Origin of the sequence: Pseudomonas fluorescens (genome assembly GCF_902497785.1) — a bacterium.
Lineage (GTDB): Bacteria > Pseudomonadota > Gammaproteobacteria > Pseudomonadales > Pseudomonadaceae > Aquipseudomonas > Aquipseudomonas fluorescens_BO.
In genome coordinates this window covers 99,087-121,163 of the sequence record NZ_CABVHK010000006.1, presented here as the reverse complement: position 1 = coordinate 121,163, position 22,077 = coordinate 99,087, and the positions used below count along the sequence as shown (strand labels likewise).

At 59.0% G+C, this 22,077-nt stretch carries 17 protein-coding genes; 10 read left to right on the top strand and 7 right to left on the bottom strand.

All coding sequences use genetic code 11. The features are described from left to right. Window positions 1–18 precede the first annotated feature (18 nt). The 3 genes from F8N62_RS10765 to F8N62_RS10755 are packed head-to-tail and all read left to right on the top strand — an operon-like array spanning window position 19 to window position 2,697. Entirely contained in the window at window positions 19–1,461 is a 1,443-nt protein-coding gene (locus tag F8N62_RS10765; protein ID WP_150710944.1) for a cytochrome ubiquinol oxidase subunit I, read from the top strand. A gap of 3 nt (window positions 1,462–1,464) precedes the next feature. Further along, window positions 1,465–2,472, top strand: coding sequence for a cytochrome d ubiquinol oxidase subunit II (gene cydB, locus F8N62_RS10760; protein WP_150710943.1), 1,008 nt, complete (start codon window positions 1,465–1,467; stop codon window positions 2,470–2,472). Window positions 2,473–2,526: 54 nt separating this feature from the next. Then, complete coding sequence (locus F8N62_RS10755; RefSeq protein ID WP_191632370.1) at window positions 2,527–2,697, top strand: DUF2474 domain-containing protein; 171 nt, start codon at window positions 2,527–2,529, stop codon at window positions 2,695–2,697. 78 nt (window positions 2,698–2,775) lie between these two features. On the opposite strand, the gene F8N62_RS10750 is transcribed toward F8N62_RS10755, so the two are convergent. Further along, window positions 2,776–3,900 carry a methyltransferase gene (locus F8N62_RS10750; protein WP_150710942.1) on the bottom strand — a complete coding sequence of 375 codons (1,125 nt, stop codon included), beginning with the start codon at window positions 3,898–3,900 and terminating at the stop codon, window positions 2,776–2,778. Window positions 3,901–4,057: 157 nt separating this feature from the next. Further along, window positions 4,058–4,795, bottom strand: a complete 738-nt coding sequence (locus tag F8N62_RS10745; protein ID WP_150710941.1) for a helix-turn-helix transcriptional regulator — start codon at window positions 4,793–4,795, stop codon at window positions 4,058–4,060. Between the two features lie 351 nt (window positions 4,796–5,146). Between F8N62_RS10745 and F8N62_RS10740 the strand changes: the two genes are divergently transcribed. Further along, window positions 5,147–5,923: a ferredoxin--NADP reductase gene (locus tag F8N62_RS10740; RefSeq protein ID WP_150710940.1), complete on the top strand. Its 777-nt coding sequence runs from the start codon at window positions 5,147–5,149 to the stop codon at window positions 5,921–5,923. A gap of 43 nt (window positions 5,924–5,966) precedes the next feature. On the opposite strand, the gene mscL is transcribed toward F8N62_RS10740, so the two are convergent. After that, complete coding sequence (gene mscL, locus F8N62_RS10735; RefSeq protein WP_150710939.1) at window positions 5,967–6,383, bottom strand: large-conductance mechanosensitive channel protein MscL; 417 nt, start codon at window positions 6,381–6,383, stop codon at window positions 5,967–5,969. A gap of 620 nt (window positions 6,384–7,003) precedes the next feature. On the opposite strand from mscL, the gene radA reads away from it, so the two are divergent. After that, window positions 7,004–8,371: a DNA repair protein RadA gene (gene radA / locus F8N62_RS10730; RefSeq protein WP_150710938.1), complete on the top strand. Its 1,368-nt coding sequence runs from the start codon at window positions 7,004–7,006 to the stop codon at window positions 8,369–8,371. 120 nt (window positions 8,372–8,491) lie between these two features. Here radA and F8N62_RS10725 read toward each other — a convergent pair whose 3' ends face one another. Continuing rightward, a complete protein-coding gene (locus F8N62_RS10725) occupies window positions 8,492–8,860 on the bottom strand; it encodes a PilZ domain-containing protein (protein WP_150710937.1) in 369 nt (122 codons plus the stop codon). A 159-nt stretch (window positions 8,861–9,019) separates the two neighbouring features. On the opposite strand from F8N62_RS10725, the gene F8N62_RS10720 reads away from it, so the two are divergent. From F8N62_RS10720 to yjiA, 3 genes are all read left to right on the top strand, one after another. After that, the gene (locus F8N62_RS10720; protein WP_150710936.1) at window positions 9,020–11,086 is read left to right on the top strand and encodes a carbon starvation CstA family protein; all 2,067 of its coding nucleotides are present in this window, start codon (window positions 9,020–9,022) and stop codon (window positions 11,084–11,086) included. Window positions 11,087–11,100: 14 nt separating this feature from the next. After that, a complete protein-coding gene (locus F8N62_RS10715; protein WP_028620750.1) occupies window positions 11,101–11,298 on the top strand; it encodes a YbdD/YjiX family protein in 198 nt (65 codons plus the stop codon). Between the two features lie 164 nt (window positions 11,299–11,462). Further along, the gene (gene yjiA, locus F8N62_RS10710; RefSeq protein WP_150710935.1) at window positions 11,463–12,434 is read left to right on the top strand and encodes a GTPase; all 972 of its coding nucleotides are present in this window, start codon (window positions 11,463–11,465) and stop codon (window positions 12,432–12,434) included. A 150-nt stretch (window positions 12,435–12,584) separates the two neighbouring features. Here yjiA and glyA read toward each other — a convergent pair whose 3' ends face one another. Next, the gene (gene glyA / locus F8N62_RS10705; protein ID WP_150710934.1) at window positions 12,585–13,838 is read right to left on the bottom strand and encodes a serine hydroxymethyltransferase; all 1,254 of its coding nucleotides are present in this window, start codon (window positions 13,836–13,838) and stop codon (window positions 12,585–12,587) included. A gap of 235 nt (window positions 13,839–14,073) precedes the next feature. Further along, complete coding sequence (locus tag F8N62_RS10700; protein WP_150710933.1) at window positions 14,074–17,922, bottom strand: bifunctional diguanylate cyclase/phosphodiesterase; 3,849 nt, start codon at window positions 17,920–17,922, stop codon at window positions 14,074–14,076. Window positions 17,923–18,207: 285 nt separating this feature from the next. On the opposite strand from F8N62_RS10700, the gene ettA reads away from it, so the two are divergent. Together ettA and gdhA are read left to right on the top strand one after the other, a co-directional pair. After that, on the top strand, window positions 18,208–19,872 hold the full coding sequence (gene ettA, locus F8N62_RS10695; RefSeq protein ID WP_150710932.1) for an energy-dependent translational throttle protein EttA: 1,665 nt from the start codon (window positions 18,208–18,210) through the stop codon (window positions 19,870–19,872). Between the two features lie 372 nt (window positions 19,873–20,244). Next, window positions 20,245–21,582 carry an NADP-specific glutamate dehydrogenase gene (gene gdhA, locus F8N62_RS10690; RefSeq protein WP_150710931.1) on the top strand — a complete coding sequence of 446 codons (1,338 nt, stop codon included), beginning with the start codon at window positions 20,245–20,247 and terminating at the stop codon, window positions 21,580–21,582. Here the strand turns inward: gdhA and F8N62_RS10685 are convergent. Then, window positions 21,579–22,073, bottom strand: a complete 495-nt coding sequence (locus tag F8N62_RS10685; protein ID WP_150710930.1) for a GreA/GreB family elongation factor — start codon at window positions 22,071–22,073, stop codon at window positions 21,579–21,581. The two genes, gdhA and F8N62_RS10685, sit on opposite strands and share 4 nt — an antisense overlap. Window positions 22,074–22,077 lie beyond the last annotated feature (4 nt).

Here is a 22,077-nt window from a genome sequence, read left to right as displayed (position 1 = left end):
CCTGACAGAGGAAGACTTATGTTCGGTTTGGAGGCGCTTGATCTCGCCCGAATCCAGTTCGCGTTCACCATCTCGTTCCACATCCTGTTCCCGGCCATCACCATCGGCCTGGCGAGTTACCTGGCGGTGCTCGAAGGTCTGTGGCTGAAGACCCACAACGATACTTACCGCGATCTGTACCACTTCTGGTCGAAGATCTTTGCCGTCAACTTCGGCATGGGTGTGGTTTCCGGGCTGGTCATGGCTTACCAGTTCGGCACCAACTGGAGCCGTTTCTCGGACTTCGCCGGTTCCGTGACCGGGCCGTTGCTGACCTATGAAGTACTCACCGCGTTCTTCCTCGAGGCCGGTTTCCTCGGGGTCATGCTGTTCGGCTGGAACAAGGTCGGGCGCAATCTGCACTTCTTCGCCACCGTCATGGTTGCCGTCGGCACCCTCATCTCGACGTTCTGGATTCTCGCCTCCAACAGCTGGATGCAAACGCCCCAGGGCTTCGAAATCGTCAACGGCCAAGTCATTCCCACCGACTGGTTTGCCGTAATTTTCAACCCGTCCTTCCCGTACCGTCTGGCGCACATGGCCACCGCCGCGTTTGTCGCGACGGCGTTCTTCGTCGGTTCCTCGGCGGCTTGGCATTTGCTGCGCGGCAAGGACAATCCGGCGATTCGCACCATGCTCTCGATGGCAATGTGGATGGCATTGATTGTCGCGCCGATCCAGGCCGTCATCGGTGACTTCCACGGGCTGAACACGTTGAAGCATCAGCCGGCGAAAATCGCCGCCATCGAAGGCCACTGGGAAAACCACGGCGATGAACCGACGCCGTTGATCCTGTTCGGCTGGCCGGACATGAAAGAAGAGAGAACTAAATACGCCGTCGAGATTCCGTATTTGGGCAGCCTGATCCTCACGCATTCGCTGGACAAGCAAGTGCCGGCGCTCAAGGACTTTCCGCCTGAAGACCGGCCGAATTCGACCATTGTGTTCTGGTCATTCCGGATCATGGTCGGGCTGGGCATGCTGATGATCTTCACCGGTCTGTGGAGCCTGTGGCTGCGCAAAAGCGACAAGCTGTATACCTCGCGGCCGTTCCTCTACCTGGCGTTGTGGATGGGCCCGTCCGGGCTGATCGCGATTCTCGCCGGTTGGTTTACCACTGAAATCGGCCGTCAGCCGTGGGTGGTTTACGGGCTGATGCGCACGGCGGATGCGTCGTCCAATCACAGCTTCATGCAGATGAGCATCACGCTGATTCTGTTCGTGGTGGTGTATTTCGCGCTGTTCGGTGCCGGTCTGGGCTACATGATGCGCCTGGTGCGCAAAGGGCCGAAGATCGACGAAGGCAAGGAAGTACCCGAGGGCGGCCCAGGCAAGCAACGTACACCGGCCCGTCCGCTGTCCGCCGCTGACGACGATGACGGCGATGGTGACCACCGTCCCAGCCTGACCAAGGAGATTTGAGTCATGGGTATTGATCTTCCGCTGATCTGGGCCGTGATCATCATCTTCGGCATCATGATGTACGTGGTCATGGACGGCTTCGATCTGGGGATCGGGATTCTCTTTCCGTTCATCCCCGGCAAGACCGACCGTGACGTGATGATGAACACCGTCGCCCCTGTCTGGGACGGCAACGAAACCTGGCTGGTGCTGGGGGGCGCGGCGTTGTTCGGTGCGTTCCCGCTGGCTTACTCGGTGGTGCTTTCCGCGCTGTACCTGCCGCTGATTTTCATGCTCATAGGGCTGATTTTTCGCGGTGTGGCGTTCGAGTTCCGCTTCAAGGCCAAGGACGACAAACGTCACCTCTGGGACAAGGCGTTCATTGGGGGTTCGGTCGCCGCGACGTTCTTTCAGGGCGTAGCATTGGGGGCGTTCATTGATGGGCTGCCGGTGGTCAACCGACAGTTTGCCGGTGGCTCGCTGGACTGGCTGACGCCGTTCACGATGTTCTGCGGCCTGGCGTTGGTGGTGGCGTATGCGCTACTCGGCTGCACGTGGTTGATCATGAAAACCGAGGGCAAGCTGCAGGAGCAGATGCACAACCTGGCGCGGCCGTTGGCGTTCGTGGTGTTGGCGGTGATCGGCATCGTCAGTATCTGGACGCCGCTGGCTCACGCGGAAATTGCGGCGCGCTGGTTCACCCTGCCGAATCTGTTCTGGTTCCTGCCGGTGCCGATTCTGGTATTGGTGACCATGTACGGTCTGATCCGCGCCGTGGCTCGCCATGCGAATTACACGCCGTTCCTGCTGACCCTGGTGCTGATCTTCCTCGGCTACAGCGGTCTGGGTATCAGCCTGTGGCCGAACATCGTGCCACCGTCGATCTCGATCTGGGACGCTGCCGCACCGCCACAGAGTCAGGGCTTCATGCTGGTTGGCACCTTGTTCATCATTCCGTTCATCCTGGGTTACACCTTCTGGAGCTACTACGTGTTCCGCGGCAAGGTGACCCATGAAGATGGTTATCACTAGGGCATACGGCAATGGCGCAGGGCTGATACCTGCGCCGTTTCACAGGAGAACACGATGATGGCTGGCAAACATTCCCTGGAGGACATCCAGGCCGCAGAGAAAAAGCCGCTTTGGCAACGACTCGGCTGGCTGGCGATGATCTGGACGGGCAGCGTGGTGGCGCTGTTCATCGTCGCAAGCCTGATGCGCATGTTCATGAATGCCGCTGGCCTGTCGACCCACTGACTTCAAGAGATCCCATCCTGTTGCCTTGCGGCACGGACTTACAACCCTCCAGCGCTGGAGGGTTTTTTTTGCCTGGGGTTATTTTCGGGCTTTAAGGATCACGAACTTCGGCGTCGCCGCCACTTGCTCAACGCCGCGAAACAACCGCGCCAGTTTGCTGTGGTAACCCAGGTGACGATTGCCGACGATGTACAGCGCGCCGCCCACCACCAGCGCTTCCCTGGCTTGCTGGAACATCCGCCAGGCGAGAAAATCGCCTACGACCTGTTGCTGATGGAACGGCGGATTGCACAGCACCACGTCCAGTGACTGCGGTTCCTGCCCGGCCAGGCCGTCACCGGCACGCACGATCACCTCCCGCTCACCCAGCGCCGCACGCCAGTTCTCTGCTGCCGATTGCACGGCCATGAAAGATTCGTCCACGAGCGTGTAGTGCGCCTCGGGATTGTCCAAAGCGTTGGCAATAGCGAGGACGCCGTTACCGCAGCCGAGGTCGGCGACCCGCGCCGCGCCGAGGTTCTTCGGCAAGTGTGGCAAAAAGGCGCGCGTGCCGATGTCCAGCCCTTCGCGGCAGAACACGTTGGCATGGTTAAGCAATTCGATTGCGGGTGTGTCGAGGCGATAGCGGGTCGGGTAGGGGGACTCGGTGGGGGCTTTATCTTCAGCCGTCGCGATCAGCAACCGCGCTTTCTTCACCGCCAAAGACGCCTGCACCGGGCCGATGTAGCGTTCCAGCAAATCCCCGGCGGCGCGTGGCAGGTGCTTGATCATGGCGGCGGCAATCACTTGGGCACCGGGGGCCAGTTGACCTTGCAGGCGGATCAGTTGCTCCTCCAGCAGCGCCAGGGTTTTCGGCACACGGATCAGCACGCGGTCAAACGGGCCGGTGAACGCTTCGCTGGCGGGCACCCTCGGCACGGCATCAAACGCGTGGCCGTTGCGAATCAGGTTTTTTTCCAGGCCCTGCACGGCCAGGAACGAGTCACCACTGCTGACGACGTGAACCTTGCCAGCGAGGCTGGCGGCCAATGCACCGAAGCTGTCGTTGAGCACCAGCACCCGCGTGTCCGCCGTCGGCTGCTGTTCCGCCAGATGATTGAGCAGGTATTCGTCGGCAGCATCGAACGCTTGCAAGGGTTCATTCTGCTGTTCGGGCTGGCGGATCAGGTCGAGTCGGGCGAAGGGTGTTTCGAGCAAAGGCATGGCGCGGGGCTCTGGGTAATCAACGGGAATCCCGCGGCCCAGGGGCGTTGTAGCGGGCGAAACCGACCGAGTGTATTGCGTCGTGAAGGCTCACACGTCATCACTCAGGAAGGGACGCAAATGGTACGTTTTTTTCTCCAGGAATACCCGCAGGTTTTCAGCGGCCTTGTGCCTCTGTGCTATTGAGGTAGCCCGCCTTGATGGCGGCAATGATTGCCGAAATCTTGTTGTGCACCCCGAATTTCTCGATCGCGTTTTGCATGTGGAAATGGACAGTACGAGGGCTGAGGTTAAGAATTCTGGCGCTTTCATCGGCGGTCTTGCCTGACGCCGCCAGTGACAAGACGTCTATTTCGCGAGCAGACAGATTCGGCGCGGACGGCTTCACCGGTTTCTTCGGCAATGATCGCGCGACCAACGCATGAAGGTGATGGCCCATGAACGCGGTAAAACCGACGTTTTCATACAACTCAAACTCGCTAATCGGGCAATGGCTTCTGGCCAGGCTCAGAATGCTGCACAGCCCGCTTTCCTCGTCATGCAACGACTGTGACCAACCGTGCTGGATGCCTTGCGCTATAAGCGCCTCCCACAGGGAGGGCACCTTGGAAAACAGTTGTGGACTCCACAAAATCGGCATCATGGAATGATTGCAATGGGCTACTACCGGATCTATGGCGCTCAGTTTTTGTTGTTCATACTCCTTGTTCCATTTGGTCGGATAATTATTGCGCTGGACCGTGTTGATCTGGTTGTTTTTCGCTTGATAAGTAGTTGAAAAAGCGAAAAATTTAAACCCGATGTTATTCGCGAAGCCGAGCGCAATCCTGTACGCGTTATCAAAGTCAGTTGTACAAGACAGTCGTGAAAGTTGGGATTCCTTCCATCGCTCCATGATGCATCTCCATACTGTTTGCCTCGGGGGTGCTTTTTTTGATTCGAGATCATGCACGCAGCGAGTGTAGGATGAATCCTACATATGAGTGAGATTTTTTGGCTTTACCTGTGAGTTAAAAACTAAATATCTGGTTCTATCCAACATTAGTTGGAGAGGCGAATGTCTTGTATGTCAGCGTTAATCTAATGGGAAGTGATCTCGGTGTTTTAACTGGGTGGTACATGTTGGTTGTACATGTTTGTAGTGTTTTCAATTGTTCGACAATATCGATAAAGACATTACAAATCGTCGGTGTTTAATGAACATGCTTTGCGGGACACTGGTGTCATTCGTTCAGTGGAGTGCCCCATGACCGCCAGTGCAGAAAAATTCACGCGCCAGACCCTGCTCGACGTCCAGCCGTTGACCCCGAACCTGTTCACGCTGCGCACGACCAGGGATCCGGGCTTCCGTTTTCGTGCGGGGCAATTCGCCAGGCTGGGTGTCACCAAGCCGGATGGCAGCGTTGTGTGGCGTGCCTATTCAATGGTCTCCTCACCTTATGACGAGTTCCTCGAATTCTTTTCCATCGTGGTACCGGGGGGCGAGTTCACCAGCGAGCTGAGCCGGCTGGGTGTCGGCGACACGTTGCTGGTCGACCGTCAGGCCTTTGGTTACCTGACGCTTGATCGCTTCATCGATGGGCGCGATCTCTGGTTGTTATCCACAGGCACCGGCGTGGCGCCGTTTCTGTCGATCCTGCAAGACTTCGAGGTGTGGGAGAAATTCGAGCGAATTATCCTGGTCTATAGCGTGCGCGAAGCCCGGGAACTGGCCTACCAGGCGCTTATTGCGGGATTGGCGCAGCGTGACTATCTGACCGAACACGCGCACAAGTTGCAGTTCATTCCAACCGTGACCCGTGAGCCGCATCCAGGCGCCCTGGAAGGCCGAATCACCACACTGATAGACAATGGCGAGCTGGAGCGGCTGGCCGGTGTGGCACTGACGGCCGAACATTCGCGCGTCATGCTTTGCGGTAACCCGCAGATGATTGATGACACGCGCAAACTGCTCAAACAGCGCGACATGCATTTGAGCCTCAGCCGCCGTCCCGGGCAGGTGGCTGTGGAAAATTACTGGTAAAAAAACGGCGCCCTGAAGGCGCCGTTTTTGCCTGCGTCATTGGTCACTCAGGCCGATCGTTCTGGGCCTTCAGCAGATCGCGGATCTCGCCCAACAGCTCTTCTTCCTTGGTCGGAACAGGCGGCAGGGTTGGCGCGACAGCCTCTTCACGCTTCAAGCGGTTGATGGCTTTGACGCCCATGAAGATCGCGAACGCGACGATGATAAAGTCGATCAAACTCTGGATAAATTTGCCGTACGCCAGCACCACTGCGGGGATGTCCCCGTTGGCTGCCTTGAGCGTAATGGCCAGGTCACTGAAATCCACCCCTCCGATCAGCAGGCCGATAGGTGGCATCACCACGTCGCCGACGAACGATGAAACGATCTTGCCGAAGGCGGCGCCGATGATGATACCGACGGCCATGTCGACCACATTACCCTTGACCGCGAAGGCCTTGAACTCACTTATCACGCCCATAGGTTATTTCCTTGTTACAGATGAGGTTGGTAACGCAGTGTAATTCAGTCAAATGCTTCTTGCCCGAAACACTTGCTTACAGCGCTTGCCTGCAATCGACCGGGGCATCTGGAAAAAGTTTACAAAACGCCATCATTTGGGCGGATTTTGCTCCGGCGCCTTGGGCGCATGCATGCGACGCCCGGCAGTTTTTACGATAGTCGTGCAGCGCGAGCGGATGCCTGCGAGGCAATTAACAAAGTTCGAAATTGTAGGGGGGCGATGTCAACGGTAATAAACATGTTCGTAAGTCTTACATGATTAGTTTGCGTGTATAGAAAATCAATCATGCGGAATCTTCAGCGGAGCAGATTGTTTGGCGTGATACTAAATTGCCAGTAGTTTTGAATTGTTTTAATCGGGTGGTAGTTGATTGGCTTGATATTGTACGTCCAGATGCGAAGTTAAGAAGGCTTGTACAGCTTCTGCGTTTTTTATTGATGTGCCTTAGATGTGAAAATGTCGTTTGTGCGAAAGTTGTACAAGTTTGATCAACTTAAATCCAAGTTATCCTGTGGACATCCGCGTCGGGCCAATTCAGCTCAGCTGAGCTATCATCGCGGTTTTTGCCGGGAGTTCAGATGGCCAAGGCCAAGCGCATGTACGGCTGCACCGAGTGCGGCTCAACCTTCCCCAAGTGGGCCGGCCAGTGCGGCGAGTGCGGGGCGTGGAATACATTGACCGAAACCATGGTCGAGAGCGGCGGTGCCGCGGCTCCCAGCGGTCGTACGGGATGGACCGGCCAACAGGCCCAGATCAGAACCCTGGCCGAAGTCAGCGTCGAAGAAATACCGCGCTTCTCCACCGCCTCCAGCGAACTCGACCGTGTACTGGGCGGCGGGCTCGTCGACGGCTCGGTGGTGCTGATCGGCGGCGATCCGGGAATCGGCAAATCAACCATTCTTTTGCAAACGTTGTGCAACCTCGCCAAGAGCATGCCGGCGCTGTACGTCACCGGCGAAGAATCCCAACAACAGGTGGCCATGCGCGCCCGTCGCCTGGGTTTGCCCCAGGATCAACTGCGGGTCATGACCGAAACCTGCATCGAAACGATCATCGCCACCGCCCGGGTCGAAAAACCCAAAGTCATGGTGATCGACTCGATTCAGACGATCTTTACCGAACAACTGCAATCGGCGCCGGGTGGCGTATCTCAAGTGCGGGAAAGCGCGGCCTTGCTGGTGCGCTATGCCAAGCAGAGCGGCACGGCGATTTTCCTGGTCGGCCATGTGACCAAAGAGGGCGCTTTGGCCGGGCCGCGCGTTTTGGAGCACATGGTCGACACCGTGCTTTATTTTGAAGGCGAATCCGACGGCCGCTTGCGCTTGCTGCGGGCGGTGAAAAACCGTTTCGGTGCGGTCAACGAGCTGGGCGTGTTCGGTATGACTGACAAGGGACTGAAAGAGGTCTCCAACCCTTCGGCGATTTTTCTGACGCGTGCTCAGGAAGAAGTCCCGGGCAGTGTGGTCATGGCGACGTGGGAAGGGACTCGACCCATGCTCGTGGAAGTCCAGGCGCTGGTGGATGACAGCCATCTGGCCAACCCGCGCCGCGTCACACTGGGGCTGGACCAGAATCGTCTGGCGATGTTGCTGGCGGTGTTGCACCGACACGGTGGCATTCCGACCCACGATCAGGATGTGTTCCTCAACGTGGTGGGCGGTGTGAAGGTGCTGGAAACGGCCTCCGACCTGGCGCTGATGGCGGCCGTGATGTCCAGTTTGCGCAATCGGCCATTGCCCCACGATCTGCTGGTATTTGGAGAGGTCGGTTTGTCTGGCGAAGTGCGTCCGGTGCCAAGCGGTCAGGAGCGTTTAAAGGAAGCCGCCAAGCATGGCTTCAAACGTGCGATCGTGCCCAAGGGCAATGCCCCTAAAGAAGCGCCGCCGGGGTTGCAGATTATTGCCGTCACGCGCCTGGAACAGGCCCTTGATGCACTCTTCGAATAACGTCAGGAAACACCCGACCCATGTGGGAGCGAGCCTGCTCGCGAAAGCGGAGTATCAGTCGAAATAAAGGTCGCCTGATATACCGCTATCGCGAGCAGGCTCGCTCCCACAGTGGGGCCGTCAGACTTCGATCAGCGCACCCAATTCCCGCTCCAGTTCCTGCGGGTCGCCCAGATTGAACTCAATCAAGCGCCGCAGCCGCTCGATGGATTCCAGGCTGATGTATCGGCAAACAAACCCGAGCTGGCCGTCCTCGTCGTGCGTCAGTTGCACATCCATCTTGATCTCGACGTCTTCATCCAGATGAATGTCGACGGAAAACACCTGTGCCTGATCGCCCAGCCACGGTTCGGGCTTTTCGATCAGCAGCCCCTTCAGTGACAGGTCGATCAGCTTCACCGGCCAGATAAATGCCCCCTGGCTCAGCTCGGTTCGGGCATCGAACGCAATACGTTTGAAGCGGCGGCGATCGGCAGGGTGTTCGCTCATGGCGCTATCCTCTGAATGTCCGCTGACTATAGACCCGCATTGTCAAAGCCTGCCAGCGATGACGGGCGTCTCGACTAATGTCGGGGTATGGCCTTTGCCGTCAGGCGAGCTAAACTCGGGGTGGCTGTCTTTCTTGTCCACCCTGGCTGGAATCATAAAATGAAAAATAATAATAGCCTGCTACGCCATCTACCCTGGCTGCTGCTGGCAATCGTAGGAGCGTGCGCCCTTGGCGTAGTGGCATTGCGCCGAGGCGAGGCGATCAACGCCTTGTGGATTGTGGTCGCTGCGGTGGCCATTTATCTGGTTGCGTACCGCTATTACAGTCTGTTCATCGCTAACAATGTGATGCAACTCGACCCGCGACGGGCCACCCCCGCCGTGCTCAACAACGATGGTCTGGACTACGTGCCGACCAACAAACACATCCTGTTCGGTCACCACTTCGCGGCTATCGCCGGCGCGGGGCCTTTAGTCGGTCCGGTCCTGGCGGCGCAGATGGGTTACCTGCCCGGCACGCTGTGGCTGATCGCCGGCGTGGTGCTGGCCGGTGCGGTTCAGGATTTCATGGTTTTGTTCATGTCCACTCGCCGCAACGGCCGCTCGCTGGGCGACATGGTTCGTGAAGAAATGGGCCGCATCCCCGGCACCATCGCGCTGTTCGGCTGCTTCCTGATCATGATCATCATCCTCGCGGTGCTGGCGCTGATCGTGGTCAAGGCCCTGGCCGAAAGCCCGTGGGGCATTTTCACGGTGATGGCGACCATCCCGATCGCGATGTTCATGGGCATTTACATGCGCTACATCCGTCCGGGTCGTATCGGCGAGATTTCGGTGATCGGCGTGTTGCTGCTGCTCGGTTCGATCTGGCTCGGCGGGCAGATCGCCGCCGATCCAGTGTGGGCCAAGGCCTTCACTTTCACTGGCGTGCAGATTACGTGGATGCTGGTCGGGTACGGTTTCGTGGCCGCCTCGCTACCGGTGTGGCTGATTCTGGCCCCGCGGGATTACCTCTCCACGTTCCTGAAAATCGGCACCATCATTGCCCTGGCGATCGGCATCCTGATCACCACGCCGGAGCTGAAAATGCCGGCGCTGACCCAGTTCATCGATGGCACCGGCCCGGTATGGAAGGGCGGTCTGTTTCCGTTCCTGTTCATCACCATTGCCTGTGGCGCGGTCTCCGGGTTCCACGCGCTGATCTCCTCCGGCACCACGCCGAAACTGCTGGATAACGAGGTCAACGCCCGTTACATCGGTTACGGCGGCATGTTGATGGAGTCGTTCGTGGCAATCATGGCGATGGTTGCCGCTTCGGTGATCGAGCCGGGTGTGTATTTCGCCATGAACAGTCCGGCAGCTGTCGTCGGCAGTGACGTGGTATCGGTGGCCCAAACCGTCAGCAGTTGGGGCTTTGCAATAACCCCGGAAGCGCTGCAAGCGGTGGCCAAGGACATCGGTGAAACCACCATCCTGGCCCGTGCCGGCGGTGCGCCGACCCTGGCGGTCGGCATCGCGCAGATCCTGCACAGTGTCCTGCCGGGTGAAAACACCATGGCGTTCTGGTACCACTTCGCGATTCTGTTCGAGGCGCTGTTCATCCTGACCGCGGTGGATGCCGGCACCCGTGCCGGACGGTTCATGCTGCAGGATTTGCTCGGCTCCTTCGTCCCGGCGCTGAAACGCACCGAGTCCTGGACCGCCAACCTGATCGCCACCGCCGGTTGTGTGGCGATGTGGGGCTGGTTGCTGTATCAGGGCGTGGTCGATCCACTCGGCGGTATCAACACCCTGTGGCCGCTGTTCGGTATCTCCAACCAGATGCTGGCCGGTATCGCGTTGATGCTCGGCACCGTCGTGCTGATCAAAATGAAACGCCAACGCTACGTCTGGGTGACCATGCTGCCCGCTGTCTGGCTGCTGATCTGCACCACCACGGCCGGTTTCATCAAGCTGTTCGACGCTAACCCGGCGATCGGCTTCCTGTCGCTGGCGAAGAAATACAGCGATGCGCTGGCCAACGGTCAGATCCTCGCCCCGGCCAAGGACATCACCCAGATGCAGCACGTGATCTTCAACGCCTACACCAACGCAACGCTGACGGCGCTGTTCCTGTTCGTGGTCTTCAGTATCCTGTTCTATGCGCTCAAGGTCGGCATTGCCGCCTGGGGTCAAAAAGAACGTACGGATAAAGAATCGCCATTCCAGGCCTTGCCCGATGCTTGATCGAGGAGTGCAGCATGTTCAATGACCTGAGTCGCCTGGGTAAATACCTCGGTCAGGCCGCGCGCTTGATGGTCGGCATGCCCGACTACGACAACTACGTCGAGCACATGCAAACCAACCACCCGGACAAACCGGTGATGAGCTACGAGATGTTCTTCCGGGAACGTCAGGAAGCTCGTTACGGTGGCAAGGGTGGGCCGAAGTGCTGTTGATCCGGTTGTCGGATTAACCGCAATACCTGTGGGAGCGAGCTTGCTCGCGATGGCGGACTGTCAATCAACAGTGATGTTGGATGTTAAGCCGCCATCGCGAGCAAGCTCGCTCCCACATTTGTTTTTGTGTTGATACTTTTATTTAGTGAGTCAGGAGATTCAGTTTGTCCTCTCCCATTCCAGTAACAATCCTCAGCGGCTTCCTCGGCGCGGGCAAAACCACGCTGCTGCGCCATCTGCTCAAAACCGAGCACGGCCTGAAAATCGCCGTGATCGAGAACGAATTCAGCGACGCCGGCATCGACACCCAACTGTTGGGCGACGAGCCGGTACAAGTTATGACGCTGTCCAACGGCTGCGTCTGCTGCACCATCCACACCGACCTGACCAAGGCGCTTTACCTGTTGCTCGAGCGACTGGACAGCGGCGAAATCGCTTTCGACCGACTGGTGATCGAATGCACCGGCCTGGCCGATCCGGCACCCGTGGCGCAAACCTTTTTCATTGACGAAGAGCTGCGCGAGCGCTACATCCTCGACGGCATCATCACCCTCGTCGATGCGGCGCACGCCGATGTGCACCTGACCCAAACCATTGCCCAGGCGCAGATCGGCTTTGCCGACCGCTTGCTGGTGAGCAAGCGCGATCTGGTGGACGAGCCGACCTTCACCGCGTTGAGCGAGCGCCTGACCCGCATCAACCGTCGTGCGCCCATCCGCGCGGTAGACCACGGGAAGATCGACCTGGCCGAATTGCTCGACGTGCGTGGTTTCAATCTCAATGCCGACCTTGGTGGTGGCGTGAGTTTGCGCCCGGTGAGCAAGGCGCCGTCGATTGATCGCATTTCCAGCCTGGTGCTGCGTACCGACAAACCGCTGGATCTCGACAAACTCAGTGAGTTCATGAACGAACTGCTGGAAGATCATGGCAAGCAATTGCTGCGCTACAAAGGCGTGTTGAACATCCAGGGCGAGCCACGGCGCATGGTGTTTCAGGGTGTATTGAAACTCTACGGGTTCGATTGGGACACGGAGTGGGCAGACGATGAAACGCGTGAAAGCGTGATCGTGTTCATTGCCGATGATTTGCCGGAAGAGAAGATTCGCGAGGGGTTTGCGCGGGTGGCGGCTGGCTGAAGTACTTGTTGCGGCAGTGATGACGCTATGGCGGGCAAGTCGAATCGTCGCACCGCCGCTCCCACAGGTGTTGTGGCGGACACAAACACCGGGCGAAAAAAAACCGGCCATCACTGGCCGGTTTTTTATTGCTGCAGTTGAACGGGCTGATTAAGCGCCGTACACCGGCAGCTTCTTGCAGATGGCCTTGACCTTTTCACGAACGGCGTCGATCACCGCTTCGTTGTTCAGGTCAGCCAGGATGTCGCAGATCCAGCCGGCCAGTTCCTTGCACTCTGCTTCCTTGAAGCCACGAGTGGTCACAGCCGGTGTGCCGAAGCGCAGGCCGGAGGTGACGAACGGGGAGCGTGGGTCGTTTGGCACGGAGTTCTTGTTCACGGTGATGAACGCTTTGCCCAATGCGGCGTCGGCGTCTTTACCGGAGATTTCCTGCTTGATCAGCGACAGCAGGAACAGGTGGTTTTCAGTACCGCCCGAAACTACGTCAAAGCCGCGCTCGATGAACACGCTGGCCATGGCCTGGGCGTTTTTCACCACTTGTTGCTGGTAGGTCTTGAACTCAGGCTGCAGCGCTTCCTTGAAGCAGATCGCTTTAGCGGCGATCACGTGCTCCAGCGGGCCACCCTGGGCGCCCGGGAAGACGGCGGAGTTGAGTTTCTTCTCGATGTCGGCGTTGGCGCGAGCCAGGATCAGGCCGCCACGTGGACCGCGCAGGGTCTTGTGCGTGGTGGTGGTCACGACGTCAGCGAATGGCACCGGGTTCGGGTAGACGCCAGCGGCGACCAGACCGGCCACGTGGGCCATGTCGACGAACAGATAGGCGCCAACCTTGTCAGCGATTTCGCGAAAGCGCGGGAAGTCGAGAATCTGCGAGTAGGCAGAAAAACCGGCCACGATCATTTTCGGCTTGTGCTCAACTGCCAGACGCTCGACTTCGTCGTAGTCGATCAGGCCGTGGGCGTCGATGCCGTACTGAACGGCGTTGTACAGCTTGCCCGACGAAGAAACGCTGGCACCGTGGGTCAGGTGACCGCCATGGGCCAGGCTCATGCCCAGAATGGTGTCGCCCGCCGACAACAGAGCCAGGTAAACGGCGCTGTTGGCTTGCGAGCCGGCGTGTGGCTGAACGTTGGCATAATCGGCGCCGAACAGCTCTTTGGCGCGATCGATGGCCAGCTGCTCGACGATGTCGACGAACTCGCAACCACCGTAGTAGCGCTTGCCCGGATAGCCTTCGGCGTACTTGTTGGTCAATACCGAGCCTTGAGCTTCCATCACCGCAGGGCTGGTGTAGTTTTCCGAAGCGATCAGCTCAATGTGCTCTTCCTGGCGCTGAGCTTCTTGCTCCATGGCGGCAAAGAGATCGGCGTCGTACTTGGCAATAGTCAAATCACGGCTGAACATGGCGGTCCTCAAGGATCGGGGCAGAAAAGGGGGGCATTCTAACCCAACGGGTTTTAGATGGCATATGAAAGGACATCATGTCGCAGACAAGTGGGCTTCATGACGGGATCAGCGGTGATAGTGCAGACCTGTGGCGAGGGAGCTTGCTCCCGCTGGGGCGCGAAGCGGCCCCAAAAATCTTGTGAGCGCTGCGCACTCAAGCGGGAGCTAGCTCCCTCGCCACAGTGGTTGCTCTTCAATCAAACATGAACAGCGCATCATTGCTGAACTGCGCCTCAAACTGGCTGGCCGGCATCGGCCGCCCGAACAGATACCCCTGAACCTCATCGCAGCCATGCTCGCGCAGGAAGTCCAGTTGCTCGTTGGTTTCCACGCCCTCGGCGATCACCGCCAGGTTGAGGCTGTGCGCCATCGCAATGATCGCCCGGGCAATCTGCGCATCCTGTTCGCCCGACGGCAATCCATCGACAAAGGTGCGGTCGATTTTCAGCACGTCGATCGGGAATTGCTTGAGGTAGTTGAGCGACGAATAACCCGTGCCGAAGTCATCGACCGCGATGCTCAGCCCTAGGTTTTTCAGTCCGGCGAGAATCTGCATGGCCTCGCTGACCTCGCGCATCAGGATACTTTCGGTCAGTTCCAGCTCCAGGCACGCCGGCGGCAGGCCGGTTTCCTTGAGGATGGTGGCGATTCGCATGCCGAGCTGGCCATCGGAAAACTGCCGGGCCGAGATGTTCACCGACACCTTAGGCACCCGCACTTTGGCCTGATGCCAGGTCTTGAGCTGACGGCAGGCTTCGCTGATCACCCAGTCGCCGACATCCACCACCAGCCCGAGCTCTTCGAGCACCGGAATGAAATCCCCCGGCGGCACCAGGCCACGGCGCGGATGACGCCAGCGCAGCAAGGCTTCGGCGCCCGTCAGGCGTTTGCCGTCGCCGCTGAACTGCGGTTGGTAATACAGCACGAATTCGTCCTGCTCCAGGGCATGACGCAAATCACTTTCCAGCTCCAGACGTTCCAGGGCGCTGGCGTTCATGTCGGCCTGATAGAACTGGAAGTTGTTTTTGCCGCGTTCCTTGGCGTGGTACATCGCGGTGTCGGCGTTCTTCATCAGCTGGCTGAGTTCGTTGCCGTCCTGCGGACTCAAGGCAATGCCGATACTGGCGGTGACGAAGAATTCGCGACCTTCGAGCACAAAGGGTTTCACCAGGCTGGCGAGAATCTGTTCCGCCACATGAATCGCCCGGTTCAAGGCGATTTCGCGGTTGATCCGCGGTTGCAGGAGCAGGGTGAATTCATCGCCGCCCATGCGCGCCACGGTGTCGTCATCGTCGACGCAACCGAGCAGGCGCGTGGCCATTTCCTTGAGCATGCGGTCGCCGGCGGCGTGGCCGAGGGAGTCGTTGATCGGCTTGAAACGGTCGAGGTCGAGGAACATCAGCACCACCCAGGACTTCTGCCGTTCCGCCGATTGCAGCGCGGTGTGCAAGCGGTCCTGGAACAGCGTGCGGTTGGGCAGATGGGTCAGGGCGTCGTAGTAGGCGAGACGGTGAATCCGCTGTTCACTGGCCTTGCGCTCACTGATGTCACTGAAGAAACACACGTAACTGGCCAGATCGCCTTCGTCGTCGAGCACCGCCGTGATGCCGACCCACGCCGGGTAATGCTCGCCGTTGCGGCGCTTGAGCCAGACTTCGCCTTCCCAGGTGCTGTGCTGATTCAGTTGTTTGAGCACATACCGAAGGTGGGCGTCCTGCTGCTCGTCGACCGTCAGCATGTTCGGCAACTGGTCGAGCACGTGCTCCACCGCATAGCCGCTCACACGGCTGAAGGCTTCGTTGGCCTGGACGATGTAGCCCGCCGGGTCGGTGATCAGGATCGCCGACGTCGAGTGTTCGAATACCGTGGCCGCCATGCGCAGGTCTTTCTCGGCGCGGCGCTGCTGGCTGATGTCGCGACCGACACCGAGCACACCTTCAAACGCGCCGTGTTGATCCCAGACCAGCACCAGGCGCAACTCGATCGGGATCTTGCGCCCGTCGGCGCGCAGACAGTCGAACAAGTACAGCTGGGTCTGGACCTCACTGCGCAATTGCGCCAGTTGTTCGGGTTTATCCAGCGCCTTGCTGACGCGGTCCATCAGGGCGTAAATGCCGGACAGTTGCTGAGGGTTGGCAATGGTTGACTGCCAGCCGTTCTGGAAGATCCAGTCGGCGTCGTAGCCCAGCACGGCTTGCACCGACGGGCTGACGTAGTTCAGCGAGAGCCTGCTGTCGGTAGAGAAAATCACGTCGCTGATGCTCTCGGCGAGCATGCGGTAACGCCGCTCGCTGTCCCGCAGGGATTCACTGGCTTCGATCTGCTCGGTGACATCCTTGGCCACGCCGATGATCCGCGTGACCTGATCATGCTTGTCCCGCGCCAGCGCTTGCTCACGGATGTCGAAACGTCGCCATGCGCCATCCCGGTGGCGGAAGCGCAACTGGCATTGCAGCAATTGGGTATAGCCGCCATGACGCTGGGTCTGGCGCGAACGGTGGTAGTAGTCGGCGTCTTCAGGGTGCAACAGGATCTCCCAGAAGTACTCGCCCATCTGGTGCAGTTCAGTGCGGTCGTAACCGAGCGTCTGTCCCAGGTGGTGGTTGCTGAAAATCATCCGCTGGCTGATCACGTCCTGCACGTACAGATGATCCGGCACGGTGCGCACCACGTCGGACCAGAATCCTTCGCGCTCGAGCAGTGACAGCTCGATCAGCTTGCGACTGGTGATGTCGCTGATGCTCAGGATGACCGCTTTATAGTCGTCCTGGTTTTCCGGCAGGCGCAGTACCAGCCACAGGTGTTGGTCGCGGCCCTTGGCGTCCTGCAGCTTTATTTCCAGCTCCAGCTGATGGTGCTGGTTGAGTACGGCTTCAAGCACTCGGTTGCCGATGGCCGTCCCGTCCTGCGGGTTGCCGTCGATCAGCAATTGCCAGGCTTGTTCGCAGCTGTTGACGTTGAGCAGTTGCAGGGCGACCTGGTTGACCTCGGTGATGCGCAGTTCATGCAGCAGTTGCTGGCGTTGTTCCGTGATTTGCAGCCAGTCACGCAATTGTTCGCTGCTGTGCAGCCGGGCCTTGTCGAGCACACTTTTGAGGCCCGACATGTCAAGTACACACAGCGCAACGCCGGTGCCTTCGAAAATATCCTGATAGCGTCGGCGGCCTTCAGTCACTTGGCGCTGACGTCGGCGCATGTTCAGCAGGGCAATCAGCGGTAGCAGAGAAAACGCCAGCCCCAGCAGACATTTGCCAATGAACGCCGGCAGCAGTTCTTCGATCACTCGCTGGCGGTCGAACAAGCCGCGCAATTGCCAATCGCTGCTGGACAGCGGAACGGTCAATACGCTGTTGGCGACATCGTCCTCGGTCAGCTCGCCCGGCCTGGCCGAGGGCCGCGATTCATCCCGGCTGATGACCTGGTGATTGACGCGGTTCTCCACCAGCCACAACGGACGGATACCGCTGTCGTTTTGTTGGGTCAGCGACGAAAAGAAGTTCGGCGTCAGGCGCAACGCCCAGTAGCCGCGACTGCTGCCGCTGGCTTGATGCAACAGCAGGTGCACCATCGAACCGTTGTCGGCATTGCTGAAATAGTGCGCCTGGGCCCGGCTTCGGCGTACCAGCTCGGCCAGATAGTCGGCGTCTTCACTGTCGGCGGCGCTGTCGCTAAGGATTTTTCCGGACGGACTCAACAGGGCAAGGCTGCGCAGATCAGGCATGGATCTTTGCAACTTGCGCAGCAGCTCCTGCTGCTCGTCGTCGCTTTGCGGTTGTTCGACGATCGGTAGCAGATTGAGCGCGATCTGCGCATTGAGCGCCATGTTCAGGCTGACTTGCGCGGCCAGGTCGGCGGTGTAGTCGATGGTGTACTGGCGCTGGTTTTTCTGGGTTTCGCGAAGCTGATCCAGCAACTGCCAGAACAGCAGCGCGAGCAAAAACAGCACGAGCATCGCCAGCGCGCCCTTCAAGGTTCCGCGCAGCGAAGAGCCGGGCGCAACCGTGGGTGCACGTGAGGTCAGGGGCGGAGTGACATTGGACAAACTGTAATCCTGCGGTTTGGCTGGACTGGCGCGACGTGCACTATAAGCCGGACGCCCGAAGGGCGGCTAGCATGCCTTGAGTTGTGGCAAAGTGCCAGTCCCTGCCGGCTGGACTGCCATCTGTCAATAAGGTAGCTTTGCCGGTTACGTGGGGGCGTTCCAGCTCCTAGAATCAGGCTTTTTCAGCGCGCCCGTATTGATCGCTATCAACCGGACGACGCGCACAGTCTGGCCGGGCATCGCCCGCGCTCCAATCATTCATCTGTCACTGACCCAAGGTTCTCCATGGCTCAATACGTCTTCACCATGCATCGGCTGGGCAAAGTTGTTCCGCCGAAGCGGGAAATCCTGAAAAACATTTCGCTGTCGTTCTTCCCCGGCGCCAAGATCGGCGTGCTCGGCCTCAACGGTTCGGGTAAATCCACGCTGCTGAAAATCATGGCCGGCGTCGACACCGAGTTCGAAGGCGAAGCCCGTCCGATGCCGGACCTGAACATCGGCTACCTGCCGCAGGAACCGATCCTGGACCCGACCAAAACCGTGCGTGAAGTGGTCGAGGAAGCGGTCAGCGTGATCAAGAACGCTCAGGCGCGCCTGGACGAGGTCTACGCCGCTTACGCTGAAGAAGATGCCGACTTCGACAAACTGGCCGCTGAACAGGCCAAGCTCGAAGCCATCCTGCAGGCCAGCGACGGTCATAACCTTGAGCGTCAACTGGAAGTCGCCGCCGATGCGCTGCGTCTGCCGGCCTGGGATGCCAAGGTCGAATTCCTCTCCGGTGGTGAAAAGCGTCGCGTGGCCCTGTGCCGCCTGCTGCTGTCCGCACCGGACATGCTACTGCTCGATGAACCGACCAACCACCTGGACGCCGATTCCGTCGCCTGGCTGGAGCATTTCCTCCACGATTTCCCGGGCACTGTCGTAGCGATCACGCACGACCGTTACTTCCTGGACAACGTCGCCGGCTGGATCCTCGAACTCGACCGCGGCGCCGGTATCCCGTACGAGGGTAACTATTCGGGTTGGCTTGAAGCCAAGTCCAATCGTCTCGCTGCCGAATCCAAGCAGCAGTCGGCCCACGAAAAAGCCATGAAGGAAGAACTGGAGTGGGTGCGCCAAGGCGCCAAGGCCCGCCAGTCGAAATCCAAGGCGCGTCTGCAACGCTTCGAAGAAATGCAGTCGCAGGAATTCCAGAAGCGTTCGGAAACCAATGAGATCTACATCCCGGCCGGTCCGCGCCTGGGTGACAAGGTCATCGAATTCAAGAACGTCTCCAAGGGCTACGGCGATCGCGTGTTGATCGACAACCTGTCGTTCTCCATGCCTAAAGGCGCCATCGTTGGCGTGATCGGCGGTAACGGTGCCGGTAAATCGACGCTGTTCCGCATGTTGATGGGCAAAGAGACGCCGGACTCGGGCAGCATCGAAGTCGGCGAAACCGTGCAGCTCGCTTGTGTGGATCAGAGCCGTGAGGACCTGGACGGCAGCAAGACGGTGTTCCAGCAAATCTCCGACGGTTCGGATCAGATCCGCATCGGCAACTACGAGATTCCGTCGCGTACCTACGTCGGTCGCTTCAACTTCAAGGGCGGCGATCAGCAGAAGTTCGTCAAGGACCTGTCCGGTGGTGAGCGCGGTCGCTTGCACCTGGCCCTGACCTTGAAAGAGGGCGGCAACGTCCTGCTGCTCGACGAACCGTCCAACGACCTCGACGTTGAAACCCTGCGTTCCCTCGAAGAAGCCCTGCTGGACTTCCCGGGCGCCGCCATTGTGATCTCTCACGATCGGTGGTTCCTTGACCGCGTCGCGACGCACATCCTGGCCTACGAGGACGACTCGCAAGCCGTGTTCTTCGAAGGCAACTACACCGAGTACGAAGCCGACCGTAAAAAGCGTCTTGGCGAAGCCGCTGCCCAGCCGCACCGCGTACGGCACAAAAAACTGGCCTGATATCGGGTTGGTAGCATGAAAAAACGGAGCCTTCGGGGCTCCGTTTTTTTTGCGCGCAGTTTTAGTGAAACCGCGGTGTACCCATCGCAGGCAAGCCAGCTCCCACAGGGAAGGAGTAATGCTCGGGACGTGTGAACTCCACAAAACCTGTGGGAGCTGGCTTGCCAGCGAAAGCGGTCTTCATGACGGTGCAGAACTTGAATTTCGATTCCCTTTTTAGGTGCAAAATTGATTCAAAGTCGGGGTGTATTTATATCCTGCGCACCATTTAATTTCACAAATGCGACATTTTGCGCTGTCACGGTGCGTATTCTGTTTGGTAAAGTCCGGCTCAATCGCTTCCAACGACAATAAATTTGCCGAGACTTTTCCATGATTGAATCCGTCGACACCTTCCTCGCCCGACTGAAAAAACGCGACCCCGACCAGCCTGAATTCCACCAGGCTGTGGAAGAAGTCCTGCGTAGCCTGTGGCCGTTTCTTGAAGCCAATCCGCATTACCTGACCTCAGGCATTCTTGAGCGGATCTGCGAGCCGGAGCGGGCGGTCGTGTTTCGGGTTTCCTGGGTCGACGATCAGGGCAAAGTCCAGGTCAATCGCGGTTTTCGCGTGCAGATGAACAGCGCGATTGGTCCGTACAAGGGCGGTTTGCGCTTCCATCCTTCGGTGAACCTCGGCGTGTTGAAATTCCTCGCCTTCGAGCAAACCTTCAAGAACTCGCTGACCTCATTGCCCATGGGCGGCGGCAAGGGTGGATCGGACTTTGATCCGAAAGGCAAAAGCGATGGGGAGGTCATGCGCTTCTGCCAGGCCTTCATGTCCGAGCTGTACCGCCATATCGGCGCAGACGTTGACGTGCCGGCGGGCGATATCGGCGTCGGGGCCCGCGAGATCGGTTTCCTCTTCGGCCAGTACAAACGCCTGAGCAACCAGTTCACCAGCGTGTTGACCGGCAAGGGGCCGAGCTACGGCGGCAGCCTGATTCGCCCGGAAGCCACCGGTTTCGGCTGCGTTTATTTCGCTGAGGAAATGCTCAAGCGCAGCGGTCAAGCGGTCGAAGGCAAACGCGTGGCGATCTCGGGTTCCGGCAACGTTGCGCAGTACGCGGCGCGCAAGGTCATGGACCTGGGCGGCAAGGTGATTTCACTCTCGGACTCCGAAGGCACGCTGTACTGTGAGGCCGGTCTGACCGAAGACCAATGGCTGGCGCTGCTGGAGCTGAAAAACGTCAAGCGCGGACGAATCAGCGAGCTGGCCTCACGTTTCGCTCTTGAGTTCCGTGCGGGCCAGTCCCCATGGGATCTGGCGTGCGACATCGCGCTGCCGTGCGCGACCCAGAACGAACTCGATGCCGACGCCGCCCGCACATTGCTGCGCAACGGCTGCCTGTGCGTGGCGGAAGGCGCGAACATGCCGACCACTCTGGAAGCCGTGGACCTGTTTATCGAAGCGGGAATTCTGTTCGCGCCGGGCAAGGCATCCAATGCCGGCGGTGTCGCCGTGAGCGGGCTGGAAATGTCGCAGAACGCCATGCGCCTGTTGTGGACCGGCGGCGAGGTCGACAGCAAACTTCACGCGATCATGCAATCCATCCACCATGCCTGCGTGCATTTCGGCGAAGAAAACGGCCGGATCAACTACGTCAAAGGCGCAAACATCGCCGGCTTCGTCAAAGTCGCCGACGCCATGTTGGCCCAGGGCGTGGTCTAAGCCGGTTCGATGCGGATGATTTCGATCATCTGATCGCCGGCCGGGCGTTGCCACAGCACCTCGTCGCCGATGTGCGCCCCGAGCAACGCCCGGCCCAGCGGTGAACCCCAATTGATCAGGCCCACCGCCGCGTCGGCCTGATCTTCACCGACCAGTTGTACGGTTTGCTCGGTGTTGTGTTCGTCGGCGAACGTCACTCGACTGCCGATCTGCGCTTTCTGTGTCGAGTGGGCGGCGGTCACGACTTGAGCGCTTTGCAGGCGCTGGTTGAAATACCTCAAATCCCGTTCGAGGTCGACCTGACGCTGCTTGTCCGCCTGTTCACCTTTGGCCGATTGCTCGCTGTGCAGCCGTTGCAGCTCGGCCACTTTCGCCTGCAACTGGGAAAACCCTGCGGGCGTGACGTAATTGGGCTGCGCGCTGACCTGCCGTTCGACAGGCTGATCGGCTTGCGCGGCGGCGTTATCTTCATTGACGAAGGCACGACTCATGGTT